Source organism: Pseudomonas cremoricolorata DSM 17059 = NBRC 16634 (genome assembly GCF_000425745.1).
In the GTDB taxonomy this organism is placed as follows: domain Bacteria; phylum Pseudomonadota; class Gammaproteobacteria; order Pseudomonadales; family Pseudomonadaceae; genus Aquipseudomonas; species Aquipseudomonas cremoricolorata.
Map to the genome: position 1 here is coordinate 21,398 of NZ_AUEA01000011.1, position 14,969 is coordinate 36,366.

Genomic DNA, 14,969 nt, shown 5'->3' on the forward strand with positions numbered 1-14,969 from the left:
GTAGCCCGAGTGTGGCCGAGGAAATAAGTAACAAAAAAAGGATTGACGCCATTTGTACCAATAACGCCACCGGGCATGGGGGGAGGGTACGCCCGGTGGCGAACCCTCAGGCCGGCTGCGCGGCGCCCAGGATGGTCAGCAATTGCTGGGCGCTCTGCGCGGCATCCAGACCCAGGCTGGTGAGATAGCCACCGTCGGGCTGGGTGGTCAGCTGTTTGTCATGCAGGCGCTGGGCGGCCTGGATCAGTTCGGCAGAGGCGTTGCTGTGGACCTTGATGCCTTCTTGGGTGCTGTCGAGATTGAACAGGGCGAGGATTTCGAGTTCGGCAATGAGTTCGGGGGTGAAGGACATGGCGACTCCAGACTTCCAGGGAAGGAGGGCGGCGCCCTGCGCGAATGGCGGACGCCTGAGCGGGGAGTGTAGTCAATCTTGCTCGGGGTCGCCTTGCTCATCGTCAATGGCCAGTTCCGGCGGCAGATCCGGCAGCCCGCGCAGGGTCTGCTCGTACCACTGGTTATCGAAGGGGCGGTCTTCGCTGAGCATGGCGTCGATTTCGTAGGCCAGCACCACCGCCATCAACATGAGAATGTCCTCACGCGGATAACCCACCAGGCTCAGCTTGTTGTAGGTCGCCTTGGCCGCAGGCGGCTCGCCGCTTTCGATCTGGGTTTCGATGGCCTGGGTCAGGGTCGCCTCGGCGAAGGCTTCGTCATCGTCGAGGTCGAAATCGGTCGGTTCGCTCATGGCGTAACTCCTGTGGTGGCGCGTGTGATGGCGCGCGAGTGTGAAGGCCCCCAGTGTGCCACGGCCCATGGCAATGTGCGCCTATCGATAGCGTGCATGACGCTGGTCAGGCACAGGATGGCGGGCTATAACAGCCGCTCCAACCCCACACGGCCCGGAGGCTCTACCCAATGCTCAAGTTGCACGGTTTTCCAGTCAGCAACTACTACAACATGGTCAAGCTGGCGTTGCTGGAGAAAGGGGTGCCTTTCGAAGAAGTGCAGTTCTTCTCTGGTCAGACCTCGCAGACGCTGGCAGTCAGCCCGCGCGGCAAAGTGCCGGTGCTGGAGACCGAACACGGTTTCCTCAGCGAGACCAGCGTGATTCTCGAATACATCGAACAGACTCAGAGCGGCAAGGCGCTGCTGCCGGCCGATCCGTTCGCCCGGGCCAAGGTCCGTGAGTTGATGAAAGAGATCGAGCTGTACATCGAATTGCCGGCACGTAGCTGCTACGGCGAAGCGTTCTTCGGCATGCCGACCGAACCGCTGATCAAGGAAAAGGCCCGTACCGAGCTGCTGGCCGGGTTCGCGACCCTAAAGCGCAATGGCCGATTCGCACCGTACCTGGCGGGTTCGGAACTGACCCTGGCAGACGTGATGTTCGTCTTCTCGGTGGACCTGGCTGTAGCCGTGGGCAAGAAAGTGCTCAACCTCGACCTGCTGGCCGAGTGTTCCGAAGCTGGAACGTTGCTCGCCAAGCTGGGCGAAAACGGGCACATGGCGAAGATTCAGGCCGACAAGGACGCGGCCATGCCGGCTTTCCTGGAGATGATGCGCGCCAGGAAGTAACCGGCAGAAAGGTCGAGACGCCCAGGCGCCTCGACCTGTCGCTTAGCGCGCGGCCAGCAGCTCGTGGCCGCGGGCAACGGCTGCACGCACCTGCGCTGGTGCGGTGCCGCCAATGTGGTCACGGGCATTCACCGACCCTTCCAGGGTCAGCACCGTGAACACGTCCTGCTCGATCTTGTCGCTGAACTGGCGCAGTTCGTCCAGGCTCATCTCGGCCAGGTCCTTGCCGCTGTCCACGCCGTATTTCACCGCATGGCCGACGATTTCGTGGCAGTCGCGGAAAGGCAGACCGCGGCGTACCAGGTAGTCGGCGAGGTCGGTGGCGGTGGAGAAACCGCGCAGCGCCGCTTCACGCATGATCGCGTGACGAGGCTTGATCGCCGGGATCATGTCGGCGAAGGCGCGCAGCGAGTCACGCAAGGTGTCGGCGGCGTCGAACAGAGGCTCCTTGTCTTCCTGGTTGTCCTTGTTGTAGGCCAGCGGCTGGCCTTTCATCAGGGTCAGCAGGCCGGTGAGGGCGCCGAACACACGGCCGCTCTTGCCACGTACCAGTTCAGGCACGTCGGGGTTTTTCTTCTGCGGCATGATCGAGCTGCCGGTGCAGAAGCGATCAGGCAGTTCGATGAACTGGAACTGCGCGCTGGTCCACAGCACCAGCTCTTCCGAGAACCGCGACAGGTGCATCATCGCAACGCTGGCGGCGGCGCAGAATTCGATGGCGAAGTCACGGTCGGAAACGCCATCCAGCGAGTTGCCGGAAACCGCCTCGAAGCCCAGCAGCGAGCAGGTCAGCTGACGGTCGATGGGGTAGGTGGTGCCGGCCAGTGCCGCGCTGCCCAGGGGCATGCGGTTGGTGCGCTTGCGGCAATCGACCAGGCGCTCGTAGTCGCGGCTGAGCATTTCGAACCACGCCAGCAGGTGGTGCCCGAAGGTCACCGGCTGGGCAGTTTGCAAGTGGGTGAAACCGGGCATGATGGTGTCGGCTTCACGCTCGGCCTGCTCCAGCAGGCCTTGCTGCAAGCGGGTGATTTCGGCCAGGATCAGGTCGATCTCGTCACGCAGCCACAGGCGGATGTCGGTGGCGACCTGATCGTTGCGGCTGCGTCCGGTGTGCAGCTTCTTGCCGACGATGCCGATGCGGTCGGTCAGGCGTGCTTCGATGTTCATGTGCACATCTTCGAGGTCGACGCGCCAGTCGAACTGACCGGCTTCGATTTCACCCTGAATGGTCTTCAGGCCTTCGACGATGGTGTCGCGTTCGGCGTCGCTGAGCACGCCAACTTGCGCCAGCATGCTGGCGTGGGCGATCGAACCCATGATGTCATGGCGATACAGGCGCTTGTCGAAGTCGACCGAGGCGGTGAAACGGGCGACGAAGGCGTCGACCGGCTCGCTGAAGCGGCCGCCCCACGACTGATTGGTCTTGTCGGTGCTCATGGATTCACTCATTGCAGGCGTGACGAAAAGTGGCGCCGATCATATCAGGGAACAGCGTCCTTTCGCAGGACACCCGCTGCCACCCGGATGAGCGAGGCTGCAAGGAAAGTTTGCCGGGGAGATATTTACCGATTGAACGGCAGCGTTCCATGGACCGTCTACAGTTGCACAAAGGCTTGGCAGAAACTGCCAGGGCACTGAATCTTTGGCTATTGCATCGGTCTAGAGCGTGACTGCGGTGCCGGTCGTTCCACGCCCTTCTGCGCTCAACCCGTGCAAGACTCACTCAGGAATCCAGCGTAACTATGAATGTCCTGATCGTTGATGACGAACCCCAATCCCGTGACCGTCTTAGCCGGTTGCTCGGTGAATTAGAGGGTTACTCCGTACTGGAACCCAGTGCCACGAATGGCGAAGAAGCCCTGGCCCTGATCGAAAGCCTGAAACCTGATGTAGTACTGCTGGATATCGGCATGGCCGGCCTCGATGGTCTGCAGGTCGCGGCCCGGCTGTGCGAGCGTGAGGCGCCGCCTGCGGTGGTGTTTTGCACCGGTGATGATGAATACGGCAGCCAGGCGTTTTCCGACAGCGCGCTCAGCCATGTCAGCAAGCCGGTCGAGTCGGCGGCGCTGCGCGATGCGCTGCGCAAGGCAGAGAAGCCCAACCGCGCGCAACTGGCCGCGCTCACCCGCCCGGCCAACGAAGCCGGAGGCGGCCCGCGCAGTCATATCAGCGCGCGGACCCGCAAGGGCATCGAGCTGATCCCCTTGCCGCAGGTGATCTATTTCATCGCCGATCACAAGTACGTCACCCTGCGCCACGCAGGCGGCGAGGTGCTGCTCGACGAGCCGCTCAAGGCGCTGGAAGATGAGTTCGGCGACCGTTTCGTACGCATTCACCGCAATGCCCTGGTGGCACGCGAGCGCATCGAGCGCTTGCAGCGCACGCCGCTGGGGCACTTCCAGTTGTACCTGCGCGGCCTGGATGGCGACGCGCTGACCGTAAGCCGGCGCCACGTCGCCGGCGTGCGCAAGATGATGCAGACCCTCTGATCACGCACTGGCCGCCTGTATCGCGGCGATCATCCCCGGCGCCAGGGACGGCGCGGCATGACCTGGGTCTGCAGGCAGCGCAGGCAGGTTTGCTATCATCGGCGGCATTTCCCTTGTTTCGGTATGCCCATGTCCCCTCGCCAAATCCGCATTGCTACCCGTAAAAGCGCGCTTGCCCTGTGGCAGGCCGAATATGTCAAGGCGCGTCTCGAGCAGGCACATCCGGGCCTGGCGGTGAGCCTGGTGCCCATGGTCAGCCGTGGCGACAAACTGCTCGATGCGCCGCTGGCGAAAATCGGCGGCAAGGGCCTGTTCGTCAAGGAACTGGAAACCGCGCTGCTGGACAATCACGCCGACATCGCCGTGCACTCGATGAAAGACGTGCCGATGGATTTCCCCGAAGGCCTTGGCCTGTACTGCATCTGCGAGCGTGAAGACCCGCGCGATGCGTTCGTCTCCAACCGTTTCGACAGCCTCGACGCCTTGCCTGCCGGCAGCATCGTCGGCACCTCCAGCCTGCGTCGCCAGGCGCAACTGCTGGCACGCCGGCCCGACCTGACCATCCATTTCCTGCGCGGCAACGTCAACACGCGGCTGGCCAAGCTCGATGCCGGTGAGTACGACGCGATCATCCTCGCGGCCGCCGGCCTGATTCGCTTGGGCTTCGAAACCCGCATCACCTCCACCATCAGCGTCGACGACAGCCTGCCTGCGGGCGGTCAAGGTGCGGTCGGTATCGAATGCCGCAGTGCCGACTCCGAGATCCACGCCCTGCTGGCCCCGCTCAACCACGCCGACACCGCCGACCGGGTCGCGGCCGAGCGGGCGATGAACAAGCACCTCAACGGCGGTTGCCAGGTGCCGATCGCCTGTTATGCCGTGCTCGAAGGCGATCAACTGTGGTTGCGCGGCCTGGTCGGCCAGCCCAACGGCCAGACCCTGCTCACCGCCCAGGGGCGTGCACCGCGCGGCGCCGCCGAAGCGCTGGGGGTAGAAGTGGCACAGGCGCTGCTGGGCCAGGGCGCCGAGGCGATTCTCAAAGACATCTACGGCGAGGCCGGACACCCGTGAGCGGCTGGCGCCTGTTGCTGACGCGCTCGGGCGAGGACTGCGCAGCACTGGCCCAGTCTCTGGCGCACGCCGACATCGCCGCCAGCTGCCTGCCGCTGATCGACATCGAGCCGCTGCCGCTGGACGCCCCGTTGCGTGGCCGTCTCAGCGACCTTGGGCGCTATCAGGCATTCATCGTGGTCAGCAAGCCGGCAGCGCGCCTGCTGCTCGATCATCTGGCCGCATTCGGCCAGGTGCCGCCTGCGGCGAACTGGTTCAGCGTCGGTGAGGCCACTGCCCGCGTGCTGCAAGCGCAGTCGTTGCAGGTGCATTGGCCGGTGCAGGGCGATGACAGCGAGGCGTTGCTCGCACTGCCGGCGCTGCAACGCGTGCTTGCCACCCGGCCACGGGTTCTGATCGTGCGTGGGGTCGGAGGTCGCGAACTGCTGGCCGAGCGTCTTGCAGAGCAAGGTGCTAGTGTCGATTATCTGGAACTGTACCGCCGGTGCCTGCCAGACCACGCGCTGGGCACTCTGCTCGGCCTGATCGACGGGGAACGCCTCAACGGGCTGGTGGTCAGCAGTGGGCAAGGTCTTGAACATTTGCATCGTCTGGCGGCGGCCCACTGGCCCCGCCTGGCGACGATGCCGTTATTCGTGCCCAGCCCCCGCGTCGCCGAACAGGCGCGGGCGCTAGGCGCGCAACAGGTTGTGGAATGCCGCGGCGCTAATGCTGCGGCCTTGCTGGCAGCTGTACAGCGAACGGCTGTACCTGCCTTGTCAGGGTGCTGAGCCGAGCGCTGCGCCTCAATGCAAAGGATGGATACGTGAGCGAAACTGTCTTGTCCAACAACGAACAACCGGCGCCGCCGCAGACGCCGAAAGCCCCCGCGGGCAAGCCTGCCAAACGCTCCGGCAATGGTATTGCGGTACTCGCCCTGTTGCTCGGCGCAGCCGGTGTGGCCGTCGGTGGCTGGGGTGCCTGGCAAGTCCACCAACTGCAAGGTGACGAGCAGGGGCAGGGCCAGAGCCTGCAAGCGCTGAACGAGCGCGCCAATGCCTTGCAGCAGCGCGAGCAACAGATCAGCGCCCAGCTGTCGAGCCTGCCTGCGGCCAGTGAGCTGGAAGATCGCCGGCGCCTGGTGGCGCAGCTGCAAGGTGATCAACAACGCCTCAGCCAGCGCATGGACACCGTGCTCGGCGAGAGCCGCAAGGAATGGCGCCTGGCCGAGGCCGAACATTTGCTGCGTCTGGCGACCCTGCGCCTGTCTGCGTTGCAGGACATCACCAGCGCCCGGGCGCTGGTCGAGGGAGCCGACCAGATTCTGCGCGAGCACAGCGACCCAGGCTCGTTCGCCGCGCGCGAGCAACTGGCGCGCAGCAAGGCGATTCTCGACAGCACCGAGCAACCCGACCGCACCGGCCTGTTCCTCAAGCTGGCGGCCCAGCGTGACCTGGTGCAGCAGCTCAGCGCGCAGTCGCCCGATTTCGACGCCAACGCCGATGCCATGGGTGCGCTGACTGGCGAGGGCGATATGTCGAGCCGCCTGTCGCAGTGGTGGGGGCAGATGTCCAAGTACTTCCAGGTTGACTTCGACGCCGATCAGAACGTGCGTCCGCTGCTGGCCGGGCAGTCGCTGAACCAGCTGCGTCTGGCCCTGAGCCTGACCATCGAGCAGGCGCAATGGGCGGCGCTCAACGGCGAGGCGAAGGTCTACAGCCAGGCGCTGGATGATGCCCGCAGTGTGCTGTTGGCCAACTTCAACCCCGACAACCCGCAAAGCAAGGCCATGCTGGAAAGCCTCAACCAATTGGCCGACCAGCCGGTTTCGGTGCAAGTGCCCGACCTGAGCGAGAGCCTGGCCGCGGTTCAGGCCTACATTCAGCGCCGTCACGTGCCGGCCGAAGCTGAAGGGGCCAAGCCATGAAGCGGGTGTACCTGCTGGCAGTCATTGCCATCGCCGTAGCGGCAGCGCTGGGCATTGCCATCGCCAAGCACAGCGGTTACGTGCTGATCGCCTATGGCGGCTTCCGTTATCAGTCCAGCCTGTGGGCGGCGCTGGGTGGCTTGCTGCTGCTGGTGCTGGTGATCTGGCTGCTGCGTCATCTGATCGGCTTCGTGCTGACCTCCACGGGTGTGGTCAATCCCTGGTCGCGGCGCAACCGCAGCCGGCGCACGCGGATTTCCATCGAGCAGGGCCAGCTCGATCTGGCCGAAGGGCGCTGGGCGAGCGCGCACAAACACCTGCGTCGAGCGGCTGAAGCCGAGCGTCAGCCGTTGCTCTTCTACCTTGGCGCGGCGCGCGCGGCCAACGAGCTGGGCCGCACGCAAGACAGCGACAACCTGCTAGAGCGTGCGCTCGAGCGTCAGCCCGAGGCAGAGCTGGCGATCGCCCTGGCCCATGCCCAACTGCAGCTCGACCGCGGCGACAGCGAAGGTGCGCTCGATACCCTGCAGGCCATGCATGCGCGCTACCCGGACAACGCCCAGGTGCTACGCCTGCTGCACCGCCTGCATCTTGAGCGCGGCGACTGGTCGGCGCTGGTGCGCCTGCTGCCTGAATTGCGCAAGCAAAAAGCCTTGCCTGCGACCGAGCTCGCCACCCTCGAACAACGTGCCTGGGGCCAGAACCTGGGCCTGGCCGCGACCACCGGCGAAGATGCGCAGGCGGCCCGGCAGGCACTCGAGCGGGCCTGGCAGCAACTGAGCAACGCCCAGCGCCAGGAGCCTCAGCTGGTTCTGGCGTATGCCGAACAGATGCGTCAGTTGGGTGCGCAGGGCGAATCCGAGCAGGTGCTGCGTGCCGCGATCAAGCGCCAGTACGAAAGCCACCTGGCGCGGTCGTACGGATTGGTTCGTGGGGAAGACCCTGCCAAACAACTGAACACCGCTGAAGGCTGGCTCAAGGAGCATCCACAAGACCCGAGCCTGTTGCTGACCTTGGGCCGCCTGAGCTTGCAGAACCGTTTGTGGGGCAAGGCGCGCGATTACCTGGAAAGCAGCCTGCGCCTCGAGCGTAACCCGGAAACCTGTGCGGAGCTGGCGCGGCTGCTCGCTGCGATGGGCGATACCGAACGCAGTAACCAGTTGTTCCAGGAGGGTCTGAATCTGCTCGACAGCCGCCTGCTGGCCCTGCCACTGCCCAAGGCAATCAACGCCTGAACCGTCCTCGGCTCTTTGGTCATTCCACAGAGCCGAGGCGTTTTTCCCGGTCCGTTGTAGGGCGATTGGTCTTAAGGTTTGGGTCCTCAGAAACCTCCCACTTGTTCTTGCACCCTTTCCCGCCAATTCTGGGACATATCTGGTCTGTAGCGCCTTGAAACAGGGGAGATCTTTCCTTACCGTCTCAGGCCACCATTATCCTCCGGGAATGTCCTCGTCCATGTCGCTGGCTCGTTTGCGCACGCTGTTCTTTCCCGCCTCGCTGGCCTCGCTGATCGTGCTGATCGGCTCGATCAAGCTCGAGTCGATGGCGGGTCTGGCGCCCTGCGCGCTGTGCTACAGCCAACGCGCGTTACTGGGTGTGTATCTGTTGCTGGGCTTGTGCGCGATCATCTACTCCCCCAGCCGGCGCAGTGACCGCAACTATGCGCGCACGCTGCTGCTCAGCGCCGGGCTGGGTGCGTGGCTGGCCGGGCGCCAGGTGTGGTTGCAGAGCGAAAGCTGGTCGACGGTCAGTTGTCCATCGCCAGTGCCGATGCTGTCCGACCTGCCGCTGGGCCAGGCTCTGTACCGGCTGCTGCTGGGCAGCCCGGAATGCGCGCCGATCAGCTGGAGCTTTCTCGATCTGACCCTGCCCGAGTGGAGTCTGCTGGCGTTTCTTGGGCTGGCGTGCCTGCCGTTGAGCTTTTTGCTCGCGCAGCGTCTGCGCACCCTGATGACGGATTGATCTGGCGCACGGCATCGGCTGTTTGCTCGACCAGCGGTGGTTGGGGCGAGGATTAAACGCTTGTATGAAGTTAGTGTGCTGCGTACCTTGATGGGCAGGACCTGCGGGAATAATCTCCCACAGCGCATACCGAAAAATACACCTGCTCGATGCCCGTTTGCTGATATCACCCCAGGGGCAATTTCAGATTGCCAGGGTAGAAGGGCATCAACCCAGAAGGGATGAGATCGCCATGCTTGATAGTTGTCAGAATGCTCAGGAACGCTGGGGCGGGGTTCACAAGCTGATCGACCGTTGGCTGGAAGAACGCCACGAGCTGGTCAAGGCATTTCGTCAAATGCGCGACGCCAAGCCTGCGTTTGCTGATAAACAGCACAACACCGGATTCTGCGAAATTCTCGTCGATTATGTGTCGGGCTGGCACTTCGGCATTTGCGAACAGTTGATCAGCGAGGCCAAGGCCTTTGGCGATGACCGTGCCCTGCGTCTGGCCAATGAAATCAACCCGCGCATCGACGAAATTACCCAGATCGCCCTGGCCTTCAACGACCATTGTGAAAAAGCCGAATGCACTGACGCCGAACGCTTCGCCAAGAAGCTTGGCGAATTGGGGAGCCTATTGCGTGAGCGTTTCGAGCTCGAAGACTGCCTGATCGAAGTGCTGCACAACGCCCACAACACCGAAGACACCGCGCGCGCCTGAGCCCTGCTCAGTTGCCTACAGCCAGCAGTTCGATTTCGAACACCAGCGGCGTGTAGGGCGCGATCACGTCACCAGCGCCTTGTGCGCCGTAGGCCAACGCCGACGGTATCACCAGCCGCCACTTGGCGCCCGCCCGCATCTGCGGCAACGCCAGCCGCCAGCCTTCGATCACCGAGTCCAGCCTGAACCACTGCGCGGTCTGGCTCTGGTCGAATACCGTGCCGTCCGGCAACCAGCCGGTGTAGCGCACCTGGACCCTGCCCGCTGTTGCTGGCTGCGGCCCGGCTCCGCTGGCCAGCTCGCTGTACAGCACACCTTGGGTCAACTCATGCGTACCGCTGCGCGCCCGCTGTTGGGCGATGAAACGCGCTTCTGCGGCCATCAGTTCCGCCGTGTGGGCCTGTTCGGCAGCGGCATTGGCCTGCTCCTCGTGCTGCTGCAACAGCGTTTGCATGCGCTGCGCGTCGAGCTTTAGCGGTTGCTGTCGATACGCGGCATTCAGACCCTCGAGCAATGCTTCGATCGGCAGATCGGGCACTTCCTTGCGCAGCCGCTCACCCAGGCTTGCACCGACGCTATAGGCCACGTCATCAGGCGCGTCGGCAGGTGCCGCAGCGAAGGTCAGTGGGGTCGACAGGCACAGGCCAAGAACAAGATAGCGGCGCACGGTGAACTCCTACGATCGGGGCGGCAAGTATGCCAGTGTTGCAGGGCGGACGTTGCTTGAACGCGGGCGGGCGAAGTAAGGTTCCCAGGTTGGATGAATAAACAATCGTGAGCGAAGTCAAACTACCCGTTGCGTGCCCCTGACAGGCTCTAGCGGTGTCAGCGGCAGAAGCATAGTATGAGTCGCACTCTCCTCAGCCAGGATGTAGACCATGTCGGCAAAGAAGAAGCCAGTCAGTACTCCGTTGCACCTGCTCCAACAACTTTCCAATAGCCTGCTCGAACATCTGGAAGATGCCTGCAGCCAAGCCTTGGCCGATGCCGAGAAACTGCTCGCCAAGCTTGAGAAACAACGCGGCAAGGCGCAGGACAAACTGCATAACGCCCGCCTGAAGTTGCAGGATTCGGCAAAAGCCGGAAAAGCCAAGGCCCAGGGCAAGGCGCAAAAAGTGGCGGGTGAGTTGGAAGAACTGCTCGACTCGCTCAAAGAGCGCCAGACTGAAACCCGCACGTATATTCAGCAACTCAAGCGCGATGCACAGGAAAGCCTGAAGTTGGCCCAAGGGGTTGGCAAAGTGCGCGAAGCCGCTGCCAAGGCGCTGGACCAGCGCGCCGCCAAACCTGCGCCAGCGCCGGCCAAGCCCGCCGCGCGCAAGCCGGCAGCGGCCAAGCCTGCTGCGGCAAGTGAGGCGCCCAAGGCCCCGGGCAAACCTGCAGCGCGGCGTGCGCCGGCCAGCCGCGCGGCGGCAGCCAAAGCGGTAGCCGAGCCTGCCGACAAAGCCACTGCCGCCGCCAAGCCCGCTCCGCGCAAGGCACCGGCCAAGCCCGCAGGCACTGCGCCTGCGCCACGCAAGGCAGCGGCCAAGCCTGCCGCCCGCAAGCCCGCTGCCAGCAAACCTGCAGCACCTGCAGGCGCTGCTGCGAGCACCCCGGCTTCGTCAGCCGCACCTGCCGACGCCGCTCAGAAACCCGTTTCTTCCTGAAGCCGGCAAGCCGCGACGCGCACCGTCTGGAGCGCGTCGTGGTGCTGCGCAGAAATCGGTAGCAGCAACCGCAGCCAGTCCTGCCCTTGCCGTCCAGGCGTTGGCGACCAGTGCGTCGCAGCCTCCTCCAGCCGCTCCAGCAGTGTGCGTTCCGCCTTCAGCTCCAAGCCTTTCAATTGCTCGCGCAGCATGCCCAGTTGCGGGTCGCTCTGTGCCTGCGCTTTCCAGTGCTGGCGCAGCAGGCGCAATGGCCCGATGACTTCGTTCTGCCAGGCGCTTGCCAGTGCGCACAACGTGTCTGCGCGCTGGGCATCGGCACCCACCTGGCGGCTGTGCAACCAGCAGCCGCACAGTAGCAGGCACACGTCCGCACCCGCTTCCTGCAAGGCCAGAGCGGCCGTTTCCACACCGCCACGGCCATACAGCGCCAGTGCGTAACTCCACAGATCGTTCGACATCATTGGCCCCACACTACTGGGTCGAGGAAGCTGGTAGACTCCGCGACCATCATGATCAGACTATCCAACCTCACTTTACAGCGTGGTCCTCAGCGCCTGCTAGAAGGCGCCGAAATGACCCTGCACACCGGCCATAAAGCCGGCCTGATCGGTGCCAACGGCGCCGGTAAATCCAGCCTGTTCGCCTTGCTGCGCGGCGAGTTGTCGCCTGACGGTGGCGACTGCCAGGTGCCGGCCGACTGGCGCATCGCGCACATGCGTCAAGAGGTCGATACGCTCGACCGCGTCGCGGTCGATTACGTGCTCGACGGCGACCTGCGCCTGCGCCAGGTGCAGCGCGAGCTGGCAGCCGCCGAGCAAGCGCAGGATGGTACCGCTCAGGCGCGCCTGCACAGTGAGCTGGACAGCGCCAATGGCTACACCGCCGATGCGCGGGCGCGCAAGTTGCTCGCCGGGCTGGGCTTTACCAACGAGCAGATGGACCGCCGCGTCGGCGACTTCTCCGGCGGCTGGCGCATGCGCCTGAACCTCGCCCAGGCCCTGATGTGCCCGTCCGACCTGCTGCTGCTCGACGAGCCAACCAACCACCTGGACCTCGACGCCATTCTCTGGCTCGAAGACTGGCTCAAGGGTTATCCGGGCACGTTGCTGCTGATTTCCCACGACCGCGATTTCCTCGACGCCGTGGTCGATCATGTGCTGCATGTCGAGCAGCGCAAGCTCAACCTCTACAAAGGCGGCTACAGCGCCTTCGAGCGCACTCGCGCCGAGCGTCTGGCGCAGCAGCAACAGGCCTACGAGAAGCAGCAGGCCCAGCGTGCGCACATGGAAAAGTACATCGCGCGCTTCAAGGCCCAGGCCACCAAGGCGCGTCAGGCACAGAGCCGCATCAAGGCGCTGGAGCGCATGGAAGAATTGTCGGCGGCGCACGTCGATTCGCCGTTCGACTTCGTTTTCCGCGAATCGCACAAACTCTCCAACCCGCTGCTCGACCTCTCCGAAGGGCGTCTGGGCTACGGCGAGCGGGCCGTGCTGGAGAAGGTCAAGCTGCAACTGGTGCCCGGTGCACGGATCGGCCTGCTGGGCCCCAACGGCGCAGGCAAGTCGACCCTGATCAAGAACCTCGCCGGCGAGCTGCAACCGCTGGGCGGGCGTCTGGTCCGCGGCGAGAACCTGGCGGTGGGCTACTTCGCCCAGCACCAGCTCGATTCGCTCGATGACAAGGCCAGCCCGTTGTTGCACCTGCAGCGCCTTGCGCCGAGCGAGCGCGAGCAGACCCTGCGCGACTTCCTCGGTGGCTTCGATTTCCACGGTGATCGGGTCGACGAGCCGGTGGTGAATTTCTCGGGCGGTGAAAAGGCGCGTCTGGCCCTGGCGTTGATCGCCTGGGAGCGGCCCAACCTGCTGCTGCTCGACGAGCCGACTAACCACCTGGACCTGGAAATGCGTCTGGCCCTGACCATGGCGCTGCAAGAATTCAGCGGCGCTGTGGTGGTGGTGTCTCACGACCGTCACCTGCTCAAGAGCACTACCGATGATTTCCTGCTGGTGGCCGACGGCAAGGTTGAGGCGTTCGATGGCGACCTCGATGACTACAGCCGCTGGCTGCTGGAATTCCGTCAGCGCAGCGCGGCATCGACTGCGGCGCCGGGCAATCCGGATAAAACCGACAAGAAAGCCCAGCGCCAGGCCGCAGCCGCCCTTCGCCAGCAGTTGGCGCCGCACAAGCGGGCGGCCGACAAGCTGGAAAGCGAACTGGGCCAAGTGCACACGCAATTGGCCGAGATCGAAACCGCGCTGGGTGACAGTGGCCTTTATGACGCTGCCCGCAAGGAGCAACTGCGCGAGCTGCTGGCTCGACAGAGCACGCTCAAGCAGCGCGAAGGCGAGCTGGAAGAAGCCTGGATAGAAGCGCTGGAAACCCTCGAGAGCATGCAGGCCGAACTCGAAGCGCTGTCCTGACGCTGCTGGCGGATGCGCTGTTCACAGCCATCGGCCAGCGTTTGCCCAGCTACCGGCAAATTTTTCTGGTGATTTTCCCCTTCGCCGCTTAGCGTTACGTTTTGCAAACATTTGTCGAGCGAGGTGTGCGATGTCCCTGGAAACCTGGTTGGCGTTCTTCGCTGCATGCTGGGTCATCAGCCTGTCGCCAGGCGCCGGTGCCATCGCCTCGATGTCCAGCGGCCTGCAGTACGGTTTCTGGCGCGGCTACTGGAATGCCCTGGGCCTGCAACTGGGTCTGATCGCCCAGATCGCCGTCATCGCCGCCGGGGTGGGCGCGATTCTCGCGGCTTCGGCCACTGCGTTTCAGGTGATCAAGTGGTTTGGCGTGTGTTACCTGATCTATCTGGCGTATCGGCAGTGGCGTGCGCTGCCCATGGACATGAACGAGGGCGCCAGCCTGCGTCCGGTGGGCAAGCCCTCGACCCTGGTGCTGCGCGGCTTTCTGGTCAATGTCAGCAACCCCAAGGCGCTGGTGTTCATGCTGGCGGTGCTGCCGCAGTTCATCGATCCGCACGCCCCACTGCTCGGCCAGTACCTGTACATCACCGCCACCATGATCGCCGTCGACATGCTGGTGATGGCCGGTTATACCGGCCTGGCTTCGCGGGTCTTGCGCCTGCTGCGCACGCCGCGCCAGCAGAAACGTCTGAACCGCACCTTCGCCGGCCTGTTCCTCGGTGCCGCAACCTTCCTCGCCACCCTGCGCCGCGCGCCGCTTTGAGCTGGGCGCGCAGTGAATCGGTGATTCGTTGGAACCCTCGGCAGGCGTCACGCTGTCTCATCTTCAGACGGGTGATCACTCACCCTCTCAACCCACTTCGTTAGTGCGAGCTGAAGGCTGCGACTGACACCGAGGAGGCACTATGGACACTTCCACTCCGACCTACCCCGAGCTGTTCATGCAACTGGGGGTGGGTGATGACCCAGTCGAAATCGACAAGTTCATCACCACCCATGGTCCGCTCGACGACGACGTCAAACTGGTCGATGCGCCGTTCTGGAATGAAGGCCAACGCGCGTTTCTCAAGGAAAACTACATCGCGGATTCGGACTGGATCATGGTGATCGACCAGCTCAACGAAGCGCTGCACGAACCGAAGAAATAAGCGCCCAACGGCGCCTGGCCGCTTCCCGGAGCATTGCTATGCTTTC

General features: G+C 63.9%; 16 protein-coding genes and 1 pseudogene. 12 read left to right on the forward strand and 5 right to left on the reverse strand.

Features of this window, described 5'->3' with window-relative positions; all coding sequences use genetic code 11:
• Positions 1 to 106: 106 nt before the first annotated feature.
• Both H618_RS0113770 and H618_RS0113775 read right to left on the reverse strand, forming a co-directional pair.
• Positions 107 to 352 (reverse strand): TIGR02647 family protein, encoded by a 246-nt coding sequence (locus H618_RS0113770; RefSeq protein WP_028695612.1) that lies wholly within the window; start codon positions 350 to 352, stop codon positions 107 to 109.
• Between the two features lie 72 nt (positions 353 to 424).
• The gene (locus tag H618_RS0113775) at positions 425 to 745 is read right to left on the reverse strand and encodes a hypothetical protein (protein ID WP_028695613.1); all 321 of its coding nucleotides are present in this window, start codon (positions 743 to 745) and stop codon (positions 425 to 427) included.
• A gap of 170 nt (positions 746 to 915) precedes the next feature.
• Here H618_RS0113775 and H618_RS0113780 point away from each other — a divergent pair, with 170 nt between their 5' ends.
• On the forward strand, positions 916 to 1,575 hold the full coding sequence (locus tag H618_RS0113780) for a glutathione S-transferase family protein (protein WP_028695614.1): 660 nt from the start codon (positions 916 to 918) through the stop codon (positions 1,573 to 1,575).
• A gap of 42 nt (positions 1,576 to 1,617) precedes the next feature.
• Here H618_RS0113780 and argH read toward each other — a convergent pair whose 3' ends face one another.
• Positions 1,618 to 3,012, reverse strand: a complete 1,395-nt coding sequence (gene argH, locus H618_RS0113785; RefSeq protein ID WP_028695615.1) for an argininosuccinate lyase — start codon at positions 3,010 to 3,012, stop codon at positions 1,618 to 1,620.
• A gap of 305 nt (positions 3,013 to 3,317) precedes the next feature.
• Here argH and H618_RS0113790 point away from each other — a divergent pair, with 305 nt between their 5' ends.
• The 7 genes from H618_RS0113790 (at position 3,318) to H618_RS0113820 (ending at position 9,706) form a co-directional block, all read left to right on the forward strand.
• Positions 3,318 to 4,064 carry a LytR/AlgR family response regulator transcription factor gene (locus H618_RS0113790; protein WP_028695616.1) on the forward strand — a complete coding sequence of 249 codons (747 nt, stop codon included), beginning with the start codon at positions 3,318 to 3,320 and terminating at the stop codon, positions 4,062 to 4,064.
• A 129-nt stretch (positions 4,065 to 4,193) separates the two neighbouring features.
• Positions 4,194 to 5,135 (forward strand): hydroxymethylbilane synthase, encoded by a 942-nt coding sequence (hemC, locus tag H618_RS0113795; protein WP_028695617.1) that lies wholly within the window; start codon positions 4,194 to 4,196, stop codon positions 5,133 to 5,135.
• Positions 5,132 to 5,905 (forward strand): uroporphyrinogen-III synthase, encoded by a 774-nt coding sequence (locus H618_RS0113800; RefSeq protein WP_028695618.1) that lies wholly within the window; start codon positions 5,132 to 5,134, stop codon positions 5,903 to 5,905. Before hemC ends, H618_RS0113800 begins: the two co-directional genes overlap by 4 nt.
• A gap of 35 nt (positions 5,906 to 5,940) precedes the next feature.
• Entirely contained in the window at positions 5,941 to 7,041 is a 1,101-nt protein-coding gene (locus tag H618_RS0113805; protein ID WP_028695619.1) for a uroporphyrinogen-III C-methyltransferase, read from the forward strand.
• Positions 7,038 to 8,276 carry a heme biosynthesis HemY N-terminal domain-containing protein gene (locus H618_RS0113810; RefSeq protein ID WP_028695620.1) on the forward strand — a complete coding sequence of 413 codons (1,239 nt, stop codon included), beginning with the start codon at positions 7,038 to 7,040 and terminating at the stop codon, positions 8,274 to 8,276. Before H618_RS0113805 ends, H618_RS0113810 begins: the two co-directional genes overlap by 4 nt.
• A gap of 220 nt (positions 8,277 to 8,496) precedes the next feature.
• On the forward strand, positions 8,497 to 9,003 hold the full coding sequence (locus H618_RS0113815) for a disulfide bond formation protein B (RefSeq protein ID WP_028695621.1): 507 nt from the start codon (positions 8,497 to 8,499) through the stop codon (positions 9,001 to 9,003).
• A gap of 232 nt (positions 9,004 to 9,235) precedes the next feature.
• Complete coding sequence (locus H618_RS0113820; protein ID WP_028695622.1) at positions 9,236 to 9,706, forward strand: Rsd/AlgQ family anti-sigma factor; 471 nt, start codon at positions 9,236 to 9,238, stop codon at positions 9,704 to 9,706.
• Positions 9,707 to 9,713: 7 nt separating this feature from the next.
• On the opposite strand, the gene H618_RS0113825 is transcribed toward H618_RS0113820, so the two are convergent.
• Complete coding sequence (locus H618_RS0113825) at positions 9,714 to 10,373, reverse strand: FKBP-type peptidyl-prolyl cis-trans isomerase (RefSeq protein WP_028695623.1); 660 nt, start codon at positions 10,371 to 10,373, stop codon at positions 9,714 to 9,716.
• Positions 10,374 to 10,584: 211 nt separating this feature from the next.
• Between H618_RS0113825 and H618_RS22780 the strand changes: the two are divergent.
• Positions 10,585 to 11,349 (forward strand): annotated as a pseudogene (locus H618_RS22780) (AlgP family protein); the annotation flags it as partial.
• Here H618_RS22780 and H618_RS0113835 read toward each other — a convergent pair.
• Complete coding sequence (locus H618_RS0113835) at positions 11,334 to 11,813, reverse strand: TIGR02444 family protein (RefSeq protein ID WP_028695624.1); 480 nt, start codon at positions 11,811 to 11,813, stop codon at positions 11,334 to 11,336. The pseudogene H618_RS22780 and the gene H618_RS0113835 overlap by 16 nt on opposite strands.
• Before the next feature lie 51 nt (positions 11,814 to 11,864).
• Between H618_RS0113835 and H618_RS0113840 the strand changes: the two genes are divergently transcribed.
• The 3 genes from H618_RS0113840 to H618_RS0113850 all read left to right on the forward strand — a co-directional run bounded on the left by H618_RS0113840 (position 11,865) and on the right by H618_RS0113850 (position 14,923).
• Positions 11,865 to 13,775, forward strand: a complete 1,911-nt coding sequence (locus tag H618_RS0113840) for an ATP-binding cassette domain-containing protein (protein ID WP_028695625.1) — start codon at positions 11,865 to 11,867, stop codon at positions 13,773 to 13,775.
• Positions 13,776 to 13,905: 130 nt separating this feature from the next.
• A complete protein-coding gene (locus tag H618_RS0113845; RefSeq protein WP_028695626.1) occupies positions 13,906 to 14,538 on the forward strand; it encodes a LysE family transporter in 633 nt (210 codons plus the stop codon).
• A 142-nt stretch (positions 14,539 to 14,680) separates the two neighbouring features.
• Positions 14,681 to 14,923 carry a DUF2789 domain-containing protein gene (locus H618_RS0113850; RefSeq protein WP_028695627.1) on the forward strand — a complete coding sequence of 81 codons (243 nt, stop codon included), beginning with the start codon at positions 14,681 to 14,683 and terminating at the stop codon, positions 14,921 to 14,923.
• The last annotated feature ends 46 nt before the right edge of the window (positions 14,924 to 14,969 follow it).

Excerpts from the sequence above, each read along its gene's own strand:
- H618_RS0113810 (WP_028695620.1), top strand. The coding sequence starts at position 7,038 with ATGAAGCGGGTGTACCTGCTGGCAGTCATTGCCATCGCCGTAGCGGCA.
- H618_RS0113770 (WP_028695612.1), bottom strand. The coding sequence starts at position 352 with ATGTCCTTCACCCCCGAACTCATTGCCGAACTCGAAATCCTCGCCCTG.
- argH (WP_028695615.1), bottom strand. The coding sequence starts at position 3,012 with ATGAGCACCGACAAGACCAATCAGTCGTGGGGCGGCCGCTTCAGCGAG.
- H618_RS0113840 (WP_028695625.1), top strand. The coding sequence starts at position 11,865 with ATGATCAGACTATCCAACCTCACTTTACAGCGTGGTCCTCAGCGCCTG.
- H618_RS0113845 (WP_028695626.1), top strand. The coding sequence starts at position 13,906 with ATGTCCCTGGAAACCTGGTTGGCGTTCTTCGCTGCATGCTGGGTCATC.
- H618_RS0113850 (WP_028695627.1), top strand. The coding sequence starts at position 14,681 with ATGGACACTTCCACTCCGACCTACCCCGAGCTGTTCATGCAACTGGGG.
- H618_RS0113775 (WP_028695613.1), bottom strand. The coding sequence starts at position 745 with ATGAGCGAACCGACCGATTTCGACCTCGACGATGACGAAGCCTTCGCC.
- H618_RS0113815 (WP_028695621.1), top strand. The coding sequence starts at position 8,497 with ATGTCGCTGGCTCGTTTGCGCACGCTGTTCTTTCCCGCCTCGCTGGCC.
- H618_RS0113780 (WP_028695614.1), top strand. The coding sequence starts at position 916 with ATGCTCAAGTTGCACGGTTTTCCAGTCAGCAACTACTACAACATGGTC.
- H618_RS0113820 (WP_028695622.1), top strand. The coding sequence starts at position 9,236 with ATGCTTGATAGTTGTCAGAATGCTCAGGAACGCTGGGGCGGGGTTCAC.
- H618_RS0113790 (WP_028695616.1), top strand. The coding sequence starts at position 3,318 with ATGAATGTCCTGATCGTTGATGACGAACCCCAATCCCGTGACCGTCTT.
- hemC (WP_028695617.1), top strand. The coding sequence starts at position 4,194 with ATGTCCCCTCGCCAAATCCGCATTGCTACCCGTAAAAGCGCGCTTGCC.
- H618_RS0113835 (WP_028695624.1), bottom strand. The coding sequence starts at position 11,813 with ATGTCGAACGATCTGTGGAGTTACGCACTGGCGCTGTATGGCCGTGGC.